At 38.1% G+C, this 13,578-nt stretch carries 12 protein-coding genes and 2 tRNA genes; 5 read left to right on the top strand and 9 right to left on the bottom strand.

All coding sequences use genetic code 11. The features are described 5' to 3' along the window. Nucleotides 1-6: 6 nt before the first annotated feature. A complete protein-coding gene (gene folP, locus prwr041_RS07230; RefSeq protein ID WP_207155615.1) occupies nt 7-858 on the bottom strand; it encodes a dihydropteroate synthase in 852 nt (283 codons plus the stop codon). A 132-nt stretch (nt 859-990) separates the two neighbouring features. Here folP and prwr041_RS07225 point away from each other — a divergent pair, with 132 nt between their 5' ends. Together prwr041_RS07225 and prwr041_RS13645 are read left to right on the top strand one after the other, a co-directional pair. Beyond that, nucleotides 991-2,307, top strand: a complete 1,317-nt coding sequence (locus prwr041_RS07225; protein WP_207153161.1) for a UDP-N-acetylmuramoyl-tripeptide--D-alanyl-D-alanine ligase — start codon at nt 991-993, stop codon at nt 2,305-2,307. An 11-nt stretch (nt 2,308-2,318) separates the two neighbouring features. Continuing rightward, nucleotides 2,319-2,687, top strand: a complete 369-nt coding sequence (locus tag prwr041_RS13645) for a porin family protein (RefSeq protein WP_237072172.1) — start codon at nt 2,319-2,321, stop codon at nt 2,685-2,687. 380 nt (nt 2,688-3,067) lie between these two features. Here prwr041_RS13645 and prwr041_RS07215 read toward each other — a convergent pair. Continuing rightward, a tRNA-Phe gene (locus prwr041_RS07215) sits at nt 3,068-3,140 on the bottom strand. 122 nt (nt 3,141-3,262) lie between these two features. On the opposite strand from prwr041_RS07215, the gene prwr041_RS07210 reads away from it, so the two are divergent. Beyond that, nucleotides 3,263-3,335, top strand: a tRNA-Pro gene (locus prwr041_RS07210). 1,426 nt (nt 3,336-4,761) lie between these two features. Here prwr041_RS07210 and prwr041_RS07205 read toward each other — a convergent pair. The 3 genes from prwr041_RS07205 to prwr041_RS07195 are packed head-to-tail and all read right to left on the bottom strand — an operon-like array spanning nt 4,762 to nt 8,380. Beyond that, nucleotides 4,762-5,661 carry a helix-hairpin-helix domain-containing protein gene (locus prwr041_RS07205; RefSeq protein ID WP_207153160.1) on the bottom strand — a complete coding sequence of 300 codons (900 nt, stop codon included), beginning with the start codon at nt 5,659-5,661 and terminating at the stop codon, nt 4,762-4,764. A gap of 1 nt (nt 5,662) precedes the next feature. Then, entirely contained in the window at nt 5,663-7,012 is a 1,350-nt protein-coding gene (locus prwr041_RS07200) for a sodium-dependent transporter (RefSeq protein ID WP_207153159.1), read from the bottom strand. Between the two features lie 9 nt (nt 7,013-7,021). After that, entirely contained in the window at nt 7,022-8,380 is a 1,359-nt protein-coding gene (locus prwr041_RS07195) for a sodium-dependent transporter (RefSeq protein WP_207153158.1), read from the bottom strand. Between the two features lie 75 nt (nt 8,381-8,455). Here prwr041_RS07195 and prwr041_RS07190 point away from each other — a divergent pair, with 75 nt between their 5' ends. Further along, entirely contained in the window at nt 8,456-8,848 is a 393-nt protein-coding gene (locus prwr041_RS07190) for a VanZ family protein (protein ID WP_207153157.1), read from the top strand. On the opposite strand, the gene prwr041_RS07185 is transcribed toward prwr041_RS07190, so the two are convergent. Genes prwr041_RS07185 through prwr041_RS07170 form a run of 4 tightly spaced genes read right to left on the bottom strand, consistent with a single transcriptional unit; the run spans nt 8,808 to nt 12,430 of the window. Beyond that, complete coding sequence (locus tag prwr041_RS07185; protein WP_207153156.1) at nt 8,808-9,308, bottom strand: CYTH domain-containing protein; 501 nt, start codon at nt 9,306-9,308, stop codon at nt 8,808-8,810. The two genes, prwr041_RS07190 and prwr041_RS07185, sit on opposite strands and share 41 nt — an antisense overlap. Further along, complete coding sequence (locus prwr041_RS07180; protein ID WP_207153155.1) at nt 9,308-9,457, bottom strand: hypothetical protein; 150 nt, start codon at nt 9,455-9,457, stop codon at nt 9,308-9,310. Before prwr041_RS07180 ends, prwr041_RS07185 begins: the two co-directional genes overlap by 1 nt. 33 nt (nt 9,458-9,490) lie before the next feature. Beyond that, a complete protein-coding gene (prfB, locus tag prwr041_RS07175) occupies nt 9,491-10,618 on the bottom strand; it encodes a peptide chain release factor 2 (protein ID WP_207153154.1) in 1,128 nt (375 codons plus the stop codon). Nucleotides 10,619-10,621: 3 nt separating this feature from the next. Beyond that, a complete protein-coding gene (locus prwr041_RS07170; RefSeq protein WP_207153153.1) occupies nt 10,622-12,430 on the bottom strand; it encodes an AMP-dependent synthetase/ligase in 1,809 nt (602 codons plus the stop codon). A 77-nt stretch (nt 12,431-12,507) separates the two neighbouring features. On the opposite strand from prwr041_RS07170, the gene prwr041_RS07165 reads away from it, so the two are divergent. Further along, nucleotides 12,508-13,569: a M20 family metallo-hydrolase gene (locus prwr041_RS07165; protein WP_207153152.1), complete on the top strand. Its 1,062-nt coding sequence runs from the start codon at nt 12,508-12,510 to the stop codon at nt 13,567-13,569. The last annotated feature ends 9 nt before the right edge of the window (nt 13,570-13,578 follow it).

Here is a 13,578-nt window from a genome sequence, read left to right as displayed (position 1 = left end):
ATATTATTATATGTTAGCTTTGAGTTGACTCCGCATTTCAGACACAATCTTTACAGTTTCAATTGCTTCTTTTACGTCGTGCACTCGCAATATTCCAGTGCCTTTCTGTAAAGCGATCGTGTTGAGAATCGTTGTTCCGTTTAGAGCCGTAGTAGGATCTCCACCAAGCAATTTGAAAATCATACTTTTTCTTGATATACCAACAAGTATAGGGAGTTCAAACACTTGCAGTTTCTCCATTTCGGCATAAATAGCATAGTTCTGCTCTAATGTTTTTCCGAAGCCAAAACCTGGGTCAAGAATTATATCTTTTGCACCTCGGTCACGCAACTGTTGTACCTCTTCGGCAAAGGCTATCATCATATCGTGAATATTAGATTTTACCGACATCAAGATATATGGAACTTTCAATTCGCCAACAACATCAAACATACTGCCAGTTTCGCTTATCGGAGTATTAACGATACCGGTTATTCCGCCCTCACTTACATCGTTTATTATATCAGCACCCCATTCAGATATACACTTTCTTGCAACAAGTGGGCGGTAAGTATCAACAGAAATTGGGATATCAGGATATTCATGCCTTACGATACCAAGTGCATATCTCAGTCTTTCAGTCTCATCTTCCTCACTCACCTCCTTTGCGCCAGGGCGTGTAGAGAATGCTCCTATATCAATAATGTCACCGCCCTGCTCCACAATCTGAGTGGATCTTTCCAGAATTTCACGCTCAGTCTGCTTCCTGCTTCCTACATAAAAACTGTCAGGTGTGCAGTTCAGTATTCCCATTACTTTGGGAGCCGAAAGGTCTATCAACCTTCCACGAACATTAATTGTATAGTCTATATGTTTCATACCATGCAAAGTTATCATATTTTTGACTATTATCCAAATTAAAATTCCAATATTAGCAATAAATAATTAACAGATTATTCATCTTAAAAGAAAAAAATGTAACTTTGCAATCATTAAAGAAATTTATACGACATGGATATAAAAGAATTGTACAAAATCTACCAGCAGCATCCTTGTATTACTACTGATAGTAGGGATTGTCCTAAAGACAGTATTTTCATCGCATTGAAGGGTGAGTCTTTCAACGGAAACAAGTTTGCCAAGGCTGCTCTTGAGAAGGGATGTTCTTATGCCATCATAGACGAAAAAGAATATGCTGTGGATGGAAACGACAATATAATTCTCGTAGACGACTGTCTCACAACTTTCAAAGAAATAGCAAGAGAACACAGAAGACATTTTGATATTCCCGTTATTGGAATTACTGGTACAAACGGTAAGACAACGACTAAAGAGCTAGTATCTGCTGTTTTGTCTACAAAATATAATGTCATGCACACAGAAGGCAACTTCAATAACGATGTAGGCGTACCAAAGACTTTGCTGCGCCTTGACAAAAATAACGATATTGCAGTTGTAGAAATGGGCGCAAGCCATCCTGGAGATATAAAGAAACTTGTTGAATATGTAGAACCTACATGTGGAATGATTACCAATGTAGGTCGTGCCCATTTGCTTGGGTTTGGAAGTTTTGAAGGTGTAAAGTCAACAAAGGGAGAGCTGTACGATTTTCTTAAAGCGCATGATTGTTTATTGTTTCTCAACGAGAGCAATGACGACTTGGTAGATATGGCACAGAAAAGAGAACTAAGCCGTATTGTAACTTATGGGCAGACTGACGATGCCAATGTTATGGGTGAGGTCATTAGTTGTGCGCCATTTTTGAAATTCAGCTGGACTGACCTTTCATCTACTGATTCTAAAGCAAAGACCTACGAGGTACAAACTCATCTTATTGGTGCTTACAACATGGATAACATGCTAGCTGCGATAACAATAGGTCTTCATTTTGGGGTGGAAGCCGAGAAGATAAACAGCGCATTGGAAGGTTATACTCCAGACAATAACAGAAGTCAACTTGATGTTACGAAGTTCAACAAGCTGATTGTTGACGCTTATAATGCCAATCCATCTAGTATGTCTGCCGCAATAGAGAATTTCAAAGTGATGGATGTTGACAAGAAGATGGCTATCCTTGGCGATATGCGTGAACTTGGCGAGGTTTCGGATGCAGAGCATCAGAAAGTAGTAGACCAACTTAAGGAATACGGATTCAAAGAGATTTGGCTTGTTGGTGAAGAATTCGGAAAAACAAATACAGACTACCGCAAGTTCAATAATGTTGAAGAAGTGAAAGAAGAAATCGCAATTAAACGCCCAGAAGGATATTACATACTCATCAAGGGATCAAACGGAATAAAACTATTCCAGTTACCTGAACTGCTTTAATATAAAAAAAGATGAAAATTGCTATTTTAACTACTTTATTAATGCTATCAAGCATAGCACTAAATGCTCAGGAAAAGAAGTTTGAGCATAACATTTATGTATCAGGAGGAATTCTTATAGACAAAACCTCTGGAGATACGGAGACAGGTATGTCTATAAAAGTTGGCTATGGACTGAACTGCTATTTTTCAGACAAGTTGTCCATCATGCCAGGTGTCGCTTTACGTCAAGTCGTCGTTAAGCCTTTCACCTCAAGCGAAGGAGGGGATGATGACGATTTCACATTTCTTGATGTTCCTATCATCATGCAATATCACATTCAGGAAGGAAGTAATGCTTGGGGTGTTAGGACTAGGACCTGTATTTTCCTTCTGTGTTAAAAACGACCAATACTATTATGATGCAATGCCAAATGCCGACACATCTGATAAAATTAAAAATTTAAATCTCTGCTTACAACCTAGTATAATGTATCAAACAGGTAAATTCCGTATAGGAATTGAAGCAAATGCAGGGTTGCTTAATGTGGCAAAAGCAAATAATTACTTTTCTGTCAGTAAGCATCTACATGATATTGTTGCATCTGTTTATTTTCACTTCTAAGAAGTTCCTGTTTCAATAAGATAGAGCTTCAATAACTTAATCGCACGTATATAAATTTCAAATTATATACGTGCGATTTTTATTATACAAACCTCGGATAACGAAGAAAGCCGCCAGTCTCACGAATGAGACTAAACGGCTTAATGAAAGGAGGAAGTGGTACCACCAGGAATCGAACCGGGGACACAAGGATTTTCAGTCCTTTGCTCTACCAACTGAGCTATGGCACCATGCTTTTTGTTTTGCGAGTGCAAAGATAGGCTTTTTATCCCACACTCACAAATTTTTATTCAAAAAAATATTTGCTTTCAGGAAATTTGATTACCTTTGCATTCGCAACGATTTAAATAATCGGGATGTAGCGCAGTTGGTAGCGTACTACGTTCGGGACGTAGGGGTCGGGCGTTCGAATCGCCTCATCCCGACAATTTTAAGGCTAAGAATTTAATCATCAATGATTTAGCCGTTGTCGTGAGTAAAGTGGTCGGCGAATTTTCGGCGACCACTTTATTATTTTAAGTTTCATCCTATATTTTGATTTGTATTTTTGTTATAAATATAATTTAAACTATAATTATACATACATATTTTAAATTATTTAATGCAATAAAACTGCAGCCATGTATGTAATTAACTAATTCTTTCACTCTCTATCAGAAAGATTCTTCTTCTATTATGGGGGATATTGATACTTTATGGCTATAAAACACAACATATTAATATTAACACTAGTGTCTACTTAAAATAGCGAGCATTAAGTATAACACACTGCTAATCAAATATTTATATCCTAGATTACTTCGTGAAGATTTGATTTATCGAACATTCAGGATGCTATCCCTACGTTTTTTATATTTTTAGCTACGAAGCTACGGTATTTCTCGCAAAGCCTATAAACAGAGGGATTGAAGATACGTAATTTGCTGGATTTAGCTACGTTAAGCTACGTTCTAGCTACGTTATCTATCTTTGCTTATATAATGTACGTGCAAGCACGCGCGCACTTAGGGTTTTTAAAATATAAGTGTCGAAGTGTCAACTTAATGAATATCAGTATTTTATCGACAAAAAAGACGTCATAAAGTGACGGTGAACTGACGGTCAAATATCGAGTTTCGCATGCGTTTCTATGTAGAAATGCAACTGTTTTCATATAGAAACGGAAACGTTTCTACGATGTTTTGCCTCCTAAAGCATCGTAAAATGCAATGCATTTCTTCGTAAAACGCACGGCAAAACATCGTAAAACGCATCGTAATTCTTCATAAAACGCAATGCGAAATGAAGAAAAATATCTCCCATATTTTACCGACGAATAACCGACACTTAATGCCACTTGAAAAGTGTTATAACTATTTGATACTCAACGAATAGACACTTAGACACTTATTTTTACGAAAAACCCAGAGTGCGGGCATGCGCATGCACGTGTATTACGATGTGTTGTATCCTCTAGTAATTAAAACTTTGGCTAACAGGCTAACCTAAATCTGATTGCATGGCCAAAAATTTTGCAGTATCTTTGCCGAGAATTCAGCGGAATTCGACAGAATAGTTAAACAAGCTTGAAAATTCTGATTCTGTTTACTGTATCTATTTAAATATCCTCTGTCCCTCAGATGCAGCAAACAGTTCTTTGACAAATTTACTTATAGAATAACATATCATCCTAAAACAACATAAGTTTACGTAGCTAGAACGTAGCTTGACGTAGCTAAATCCAGCAAACTACGTATCTTCAATCCCTCTGTTTATAGGCTTTGCTAGAAATACCGTAGCTTCGTAGCTAAAAAACAAAAAAAAACAGTAAGACCTGCTCAAATGTACTAAATTAAGATCGTCACGAAGCAATCAGAACTCCACATAAGGACGCAATCTCTCGATTTCTTCTGGTGGAAAGTCTTTAAGTAGCCTAAGCTCATCAAGGCTTTTTAGTGGTCCACGCAAACGACGATAATCAACAATATCACGAGCCTGATAGAAAGATATATAAGGATGTCGCTTGAGCTGATTCAGCGACAACTTGTTTACATTCAGTTTGGCAACACCAGTGGAACTTGCCGTAAAATATTTAAGTGCTGATTCTGGGAAGCCATCTATTTCCTTCAACTGTTCTACGCTGGAGAAACCTCCTAAACGGCGACGATATATCTCTATTTCGTGAGCATAATACGAACCGATCCCTGGAATACGTTGCAGCATTGCCGTATCAGCAGAATTAAGCTGCACATGTTCACCAGCCTTTATTTTTATTGAACATTTAGAAATAATACTGTCATGACGAGCTTGCCTAGCTGCCACTTCAGGCAAAAGCGAAGCTGGCTTATAATCAGAACTTATACGTATGTAAGGCTGCATTTCATGGAATTGCTTTTGAGTGAGTCCATACAATCTTCCAAAATCAGTAGAGGTACGATATATACCACCATGTGACCTGTATTTATATATGTTGCGAACCTGCCAAGGACGCAAGCCAAGACGCAGCAGTTCGGTACTATCAGCAGTATTAGGATCAAACGGGAACAGCTCTGCCTTTTGACCCGCCACATAATAATACTTATGTGGATAATGCCTATAAGAGTAATTCTTGTCATATTTATGACCATTGGATTTATAACCATACCCTGCGCTTGACATATCATCACCACCTAAAAAGAAGAATGCCACCAACGCCGATACTGCAATAGTAAGCAAAAAGAGTATTACACGACGATCAGATTTATTAAAATAAAGAAGTTCTTTTAAAAACATATTAGATTATTCCTAGTTGATGCAAAAATACAGAGCCTATGCATATAGGACATATAAAACGTATGACAAAAAGCCAGATTCCATAGATGCGTGATGGTATAGTGCCCCAGTTAGTTATTTGATCCTTAACTACATTCTTTGGAACATACCAACCTACAAACACACAGGTGAAGAATGCCCCCAAAGGTAATAGTATATCAGATGTAATAAAATCACAGAAATCAAGAAACGACTTACCAAATACAGTTATGTCTACAGCTCCACAAGACAGTGAACAGAAAACACCTATAACTATGCAAACGATCGTCTCTATCCAAGCACCTTTAGAACGACTGATATGCAATTCCTCATAGAATAAAGCAGTACCTATTTCATGCATTGATATTGTAGACGTGAGAGCTGCCAATACAAGAAGTCCATAAAATAAGACTCCTATGATATACCCCAGCAAAGGCATTCCGGCAAACGCTTGCTGGAAAACCGCAGGAAGAGTGATAAATATCAAAGACGGTCCGCTATCAGGACTAACTCCAACTGAAAATGCAGCAGGAAATATCATTAAACCTGCAAGAATGGCGACAAGAGTGTCTATTCCTGCAATCTGCACAGCAGATTTTACTAGATTTGTCTGTCGGTTGAAATAACTTGCATAGGTACAAAGACATGCTGTACCCAATGACAACGAGAAGAAAGCCTGTCCTAGAGCATCAAGAAAAACACTTCTGGTGACCTTAGAGAAATCTGGCTTGAAAAGAAATTCCACTCCATTTCTTGTACCCGGTAACATACAAGACGCAACGACAATAATAAGCAACAATATAAAAAGTGTTGGCATGAGAATATTCGAAGCACGTTCAATGCCCTTTCTAACCCCCTTGACCACAACAAGATGAGTCATGATGATAAACGCCACTGTCCAAAACAAGGGTTTTACAGGATCAGCAGAAAATTCCTTAAAATAATGTTGAACATAAGCAGCATCACCATTGAGCTGCCCCATTGTAGAAGCAAATAAATATTGCAAGCACCAACCAGCTACAACAGAATAGAAACCAAAGATGATCATTGACGTGATAGCACCACCATATCCAAGCAACGACCATTTACGTCCACCTAGATTGTAATATGCACGTGCTGCGTTTGCTGCTGAATGACGGCCTACGACAAACTCAGCTACCATTCCGGGAATTCCCAAAATTAATACACATACAAAATATACTATAATGAAAGCAGCACCACCATCCTGACCTGTCATATATGGAAAGCGCCATATATTTCCTAAACCTACAGAAGATCCAGCAGTCGCCAATATCACTCCAATCTTTGTTCCAAAATTACCTCTTTCAGACATATAAATAAATTAAATCACTCCAAACTGATGGAGCATTATAGCTAAAATACACAAAGGACAAACAAAACGCATGACAAAAATAAATAGTTTATAGAAACTAAACTTCAGCGTTCCCCAATTTGTCAACTCATCAATAACAATCTGCTTAGGAATATACCAACCAACAAAAAGGCACATGAAAAATCCAACAACAGGAAGCATCAACTGACCTGTCACAAAATCAAACAAATCAAGAAGATCCAACCCAAACAACGAAAGACCACTCTTATGACCTATAGAAATAGAACATAACGCACCTATAATACAACAGAAAACAGTAACAATCCATGCTCCTGCCTTTCGTGATATATGAAGTTCTTCATAAAAGAACGCTGTGTTTACTTCATGTAGAGATATCAATGATGTAAGAGCAGCAAGGAAAAGCAAAGCATAGAACATCAATGAGACAGCCCATCCCAATAGAGGAGCTCCTGAAAAAGCCTGATTAAAGACATTAGGCAAAGTAATGAATATGAGCGATGGTCCACTGTCAGGATTTATACCTACAGAAAATGCTGCAGGAAATATCATCAATCCTGCCAACAATGCAACCATAAGATCCACAAAACCAATCTGTATAGCCGAAGTAGTAATATTGGTATGACGGCTAAAATAACTTGCGTATGTGCAAAGACATCCCATGCCAATACTCAAAGAATAAAAGCACTGCCCCAAAGCCCCAAGAAAAACATCGCTGTTAACTTTTGAAAAATCAGGTTTTAATAAGAAATCAATACCTTTTGATGCTCCTGGAAGCATCCATGCTGCTACTACAATAACCAACAGGAGCACAAATAAAGTAGGCATCATTAGTTTTGAAGCCTTCTCTATACCATTTCTTACACCATGAATGATGATAAAATGTGTAATTGCAAATATTGCTATTGTCCAAAAAACTGGTCGTATTGGATCTTGTGAAAATTCTACAAAGTAATTTTTTACAAAAGCAGGATCACCATTCAGTTCGCCCATAACTGACGCATATACATAATTAAGACACCAACCCGAAATAACAGCATAATAACCAGTTATTAAAAATCCAGTCAACACCTCAAGATACCCAACTAACTTCCAGATTGTACCATTTGAAAGGCGAGTATATGCACGCGCTGTATTTGCAGCTCCGTGCCTGCCGATTATAAATTCACTGATCATACATGGTATACCCAATACGATAACGCATACAATATAGATTAGTATAAATGCAGCTCCACCGTTTTTACCAGTCATATAAGGGAAACGCCATATATTACCCAGTCCAACTGCAGACCCAGCTGTAGCCATAATTATGCCTAACTTACTTCCAAAACTTGCTCTTTCTTCAGACATTATTAATATATTTATCTAAAACGATTGCAAAATTATAAAAAAATATCTAATTTTGCAGAAAAATAGAAAGTAAATATGAATATTTTATTCCATTCAGTAACAAAACATCCATTTTCTAGTCTTTGCGTACTAATTATTTGGATCTTGTGTTTTATTCCTATACCAGAAACTCCACTTGACAAAATCTCCATGATTGACAAATGGACTCATATTGTAATGTATGGTGGAACATGCGGAGTTATATGGCTAGAGCATCTTGCGAAGTACAAAAGGGTTAAATGGAATAAGATTATAATATGGGCACTGCTTGCGCCTATATTAATGGGTGGTTTGATAGAAATTCTTCAGAAATATTGTACTGGAGGTATGAGAAGCGGAGAATGGCTTGATTTCGCCGCCGACACAATTGGTGTCGGTTTGGCATTCATTATCGGTAGTCTTCTGGCAATGTGTTTTTCCAAAGTTTAAAAGGGAGCCTCAACATGTGAGAGTTATAAAAGCGCTTATCACCTGTAACTTCCAGCCCGATGAAATCTGGTTTTTCGTAGGATTCTGACTCATCTGACAATTCTACTTCTGCCATAACAAGTCCCTCGTTGTCACCATAAAACTCATCAACCTCAAACGTATGATTACCACTTTTAACAAGATATCTGCGTTTATCAATTACTCCACCTTGGCAAAGCGCCATAAGATGTTCAGCTTCGTCGGTTGATATTTCTTTTTCAAATTCATAGCGCGTCATTCCCCCATTCACGGATCTAGCCTTAATCGTGAGATAGCTTTTATCATCACGAATACGAATTCGTACCGTCGCACCATCTGCAGGAATATATCCCTGTTTGATATGGCTACTTGAAAAGGCGGCGTTCTTATACGCGTCGCCTTTCTTTACCAAAAACTTACGTTCTATTTCCAGTCCACTCATTATGCCATAATAGCTGCATATACCATATAGATTATAGCAAGCAAAATAAGTCCGCCAAAAATCCAAACGATAATTTCTTTACCTTTTTCTTCCTGTTTTTTCTGAAAGGCATCATGTTTAGCCTTTCTTAATGCTTTATTGCTGCTCATAGTTATATTATTTTAGATTATTGAACATTATGCTTATTCACCTTCAGCTTCACTTGCAGCAAACTCCATGAGATATGCTTTAATGAAGCCATCTAGTTTGCCATCCATGACAGCGTCAACATCAGAGGTTTGGAAGCCTGTACGGTGATCTTTTACACGACGATCATCAAATACATAACTTCGTATCTGACTTCCCCACTCGATCTTCTTCTTTCCAGCCTCAACCTTGGCCTGTTCAGCTTGTTTCTTCTTTAATGCACGATCATACAGTTGAGACTTCAACAGGAGCATAGCCTTAGCACGGTTCTTTGGCTGGTCACGAGTTTCTGTATTTTCAATAAGTATTTCTTCGTGTTCGCCGGTTTCAGGATCTTCATACAGATAACGTATACGAACACCAGACTCTACCTTATTCACATTCTGTCCACCAGCACCGCTTGAGCGGAATGTATCCCAACTAACTTTTGCTGGATCTACATAAACTTCTATCGTATCATCAACAAGCGGAGTAACGAAAACACTAGCGAAACTTGTCATACGCTTTCCTTGAGCATTATATGGTGAAACTCTCACTAGACGATGCACACCATTCTCGCATTTCAAATATCCATAGGCAAATTCTTTACCCTCTATGGTCATGGTTACGCTTTTTATTCCAGCTTCATCCCCGTCTTGAATATCAGTGATCTTTACTGTATATCCATGAGCCTCTGACCAACGCTGATACATACGCATAAGCATCGCAGCCCAATCCTGACTCTCTGTACCACCGGCACCAGAGTTTATTTTCAACACAGCATCAAGCGAATCCTCTTCCTGTCGAAGCATGTTCTTTAGTTCAAGGTCTTCTATTGAATTAATTGCTTTTGCATAGTCTTCATCAACCTCTTCCTCCGTGATCATATCATCCTTATAGAAATCGAAAGCCAATTGCAATTCATCTGCGAAATGTCTACATTCGCTATAGCCTTTAATCCATTTTTCAATGCTCTTGACAAGTTTCATCTGTTCCTCGGCACGCTTTGGATCTTCCCAAAAATCAGGTGCCTGAGTACGCAGTTGCTCTTCTTCAAATTCTATTTTTTTTTGGTCTATATTAAGATATTTGCGGAGTGCATCAGTGCGCTCCAACACATCTTTCAACTGTTCTGCTGTAATCATATATTATTCCTCGAACATTTTGTCTATAACGTCCTTGTAGTTTTTACAAATAACAGGTCGTCTTAACTTCAACGTATTTGTAAGTTCACCACTCTCCATTGAAAAATGGTGAGGCAATAATGTGAAACGCTTTATCTGCTCGTAATGAGCAAGCTGCTGTTGCAAAGTATCTATACGTTCCTTCATCATATCGTATACATCTTTACTTGCACACAAGTCTTCACGACTTTCAAATTTTATATGATGCTCACGAGCCCATTCTTCAATCATTCTGAATTCTGGAACGATAAGTGCTGATACGAATTTACGCTGATCTGCAATTATTGCTACCTGATCAATATACTTGTCTACCAAAAGAAGAGACTCTGTCATCTGTGGAGCAATATACTTTCCATTTGATGTTTTGAAAAGGTCTTTAATACGCTCTTTCAAAAATAGTTCTCCGTTCTTTAGATAACCAGCATCACCTGTATGGAAGAAGCCATCTTTATCAAAAGCTTCAGCATTTGCAGAGTCACGATGATAATAACCACGAGTTATTGTAGGACCTTTTAATAACACTTCGTCATTAGCACCTATCTTTATTTCTATACCTTTAATTGGATAGCCGACAGAACCTACTGTGAAAGGTTTACCTTTATGATTACATGAAACAGTTGCAAGACTCTCTGTAAGTCCATATCCAACCAACATGTGAATTCCTATAGAATGGACAAATTCCTCAACTTCTGGCGAAACATAAGCTCCAGCTGTAGGAAATATATTTGAATTATCCAAGCCAATCTGCTTGCGAACAAGACTCAATATGGTTTTATTTACAAGCTTATATTGCAATTCCAATGTCAATGGCACATGACGTCCATGACTAAGATACTCAATATTACGCTTTCTACCTATCGTAAGAGCCTGCTTGAACAACTTACGCTGGAAAGGACTTGCATCTTCAATTTTGGATTTTACCGCAATATATACTTTTTCCCAGAAACGAGGAACAGAGCTCATACTTGTTGGATGAGTCTCTCTCATGCTCTGTTGAATTTCGTTCGGATATGTATTGATTATTAAATGTGCACCTTCTGTAAGAGAAAGATAAGCCCATCCACGTTCAAAAATATGTGTAAATGGAAGAAAATCTATGACTCTGTCCTTTTCACTAATTGGAACACACTCGTCATTCGCAATCATAGCAGCAAGATACTGTCCGTAGGTTAAAACGACACCCTTACTTTCTCCAGTTGTACCACTAGTATAAAGAATATCACAGATATCATCATTGCTAGCCTCTTTCCATAAATTTTCTACTTCTGTCTGGCGTGGAAGCTTCTCACCCAAAGCTAGGAAATCGTCAAAATAAAGAGCATTAGGGTCATGAGTACTAATTCTTACGCTTGAATCAAATATAATAATTCGCTCAAGTGAAGGACAAAGTGCAAATATTCTATGTGCCTTATCATACTGATCCTGTTCACCAACAAAAATAAAGCGAACCTGAGCATCGTTAACCATATACTGGATTTGCTGTTCACTTGTAGTGGCATAGAATGGTATTGTCACCCCACGCACTCCATAAACGCCAAAATTAGTATATAAATACTGAATGCAATTTTGTGAGAACACAGCTATGTTTTCCTGCGGCTTTGCTCCAAGATTAAGTAGAGCATTACTGACCTGCTTTACTTTCAAAGAGAACTGATTCCATGAAACATTCTCCCATTTTAGACTTCCAAAGTTACGGAATGTAATAGCCTCACGATTTCCATACTTCTTTGCCTGTTCGTGAATCAATACCGATAGATGACATCTTGTTTGCATAATTGCTTATTTTAATTTATGCAAAGATAGTGCAAATTAAGAAAAATACAAAATATTTTGCTATCTTTGTCATCGATATGACGCAAAAAGAATACACCAACGATGCGATAGACTTACTCAAGCATCTTATCGCCACACCTTCAGTCAGCCGCAACGAAAAAGAAGCAGCTGATATTATAGCCGAGACCATCGTAAATTATGGTTTAGAATATGAGCGTGAAGCCAACGATGTATGGATAACCGACAAGAATTTTGACACTAGCAAACCGACACTGTTGCTTAATGCGCATATTGACACGGTTAAGCCTGTTGACTCGTGGACACGTAACCCTTTTATGCCAACCATTGAAAACAATGTTCTATATGGTTTGGGAAGCAATGACTGTGGTGGAGGACTAGTTTCTCTATTGCAGGTATTCAGGTATCTATCGGCGAAGCCACAAAAATATAACCTCATCTATCTAGCCTCTGCCGAAGAAGAGATTTCAGGAAAAAATGGAATAAGTATGGTACTTCCTTTGTTGCCAAAAATAGACATAGCCATTGTAGGTGAGCCAACAGGTATGCAACCTGCCATCGCAGAAAAGGGGCTGATGGTAATTGACCTTATTGCTCATGGTAAAAGCGGCCATGCCGCACGAAACGAAGGCATAAACGCAATATACGAGGCCCTTGATGATTTAATGTGGATAAGAGACTACAAGTTTAAAAAAGTAAGTGATTTACTTGGACCGACAAAAATGACGGTCACAGTAGTAAATGCAGGAACACAACACAACGTAATTCCAGACAAACTAACAGCACTTATTGACGTAAGATCAAATGAGTTTTACAAGAACGAAGATATATGTAATTTCATACAACAACACTGCAAAAGCGAAATTAAAGCTCATTCATACCGATTAAACTCTTCACACATTTCACCAGAGCATCCTCTAATAAAAAGATGCATTGAAATGGGAATGAAGCCTTTTGGAAGTCCAACCCTTAGCGATCAGGCTTTAATGAGTTTTCAGTCTTTCAAACTTGGTCCGGGAGAGTCTTCTCGTTCTCACTCTGCCGATGAATTCATTGAAATTGGAGAAATAGGAAACGCCATCAAGCAATATATTCAACTACTTGACGGCGCCATTATTTAAAATTTTATT

Origin of the sequence: Prevotella herbatica, assembly GCF_017347605.1 — a bacterium.
GTDB classification, from domain to species: domain Bacteria; phylum Bacteroidota; class Bacteroidia; order Bacteroidales; family Bacteroidaceae; genus Prevotella; species Prevotella herbatica.
The sequence above is the reverse complement of the archived record's forward strand: the minus strand, read 5'-3'. Positions and strand labels throughout refer to the sequence as shown.

Bases quoted from the DNA above. Each gene is read 5' to 3' on its own strand.
- folP (WP_207155615.1), bottom strand. From the start codon at position 858: ATGAAACATATAGACTATACAATTAATGTTCGTGGAAGGTTGATAGAC.
- prwr041_RS07225 (WP_207153161.1), top strand. From the start codon at position 991: ATGGATATAAAAGAATTGTACAAAATCTACCAGCAGCATCCTTGTATT.
- prwr041_RS13645 (WP_237072172.1), top strand. From the start codon at position 2,319: ATGAAAATTGCTATTTTAACTACTTTATTAATGCTATCAAGCATAGCA.
- prwr041_RS07205 (WP_207153160.1), bottom strand. From the start codon at position 5,661: ATGTTTTTAAAAGAACTTCTTTATTTTAATAAATCTGATCGTCGTGTA.
- prwr041_RS07200 (WP_207153159.1), bottom strand. From the start codon at position 7,012: ATGTCTGAAAGAGGTAATTTTGGAACAAAGATTGGAGTGATATTGGCG.
- prwr041_RS07195 (WP_207153158.1), bottom strand. From the start codon at position 8,380: ATGTCTGAAGAAAGAGCAAGTTTTGGAAGTAAGTTAGGCATAATTATG.
- prwr041_RS07190 (WP_207153157.1), top strand. From the start codon at position 8,456: ATGAATATTTTATTCCATTCAGTAACAAAACATCCATTTTCTAGTCTT.
- prwr041_RS07185 (WP_207153156.1), bottom strand. From the start codon at position 9,308: ATGAGTGGACTGGAAATAGAACGTAAGTTTTTGGTAAAGAAAGGCGAC.
- prwr041_RS07180 (WP_207153155.1), bottom strand. From the start codon at position 9,457: ATGAGCAGCAATAAAGCATTAAGAAAGGCTAAACATGATGCCTTTCAG.
- prfB (WP_207153154.1), bottom strand. From the start codon at position 10,618: ATGATTACAGCAGAACAGTTGAAAGATGTGTTGGAGCGCACTGATGCA.
- prwr041_RS07170 (WP_207153153.1), bottom strand. From the start codon at position 12,430: ATGCAAACAAGATGTCATCTATCGGTATTGATTCACGAACAGGCAAAG.
- prwr041_RS07165 (WP_207153152.1), top strand. From the start codon at position 12,508: ATGACGCAAAAAGAATACACCAACGATGCGATAGACTTACTCAAGCAT.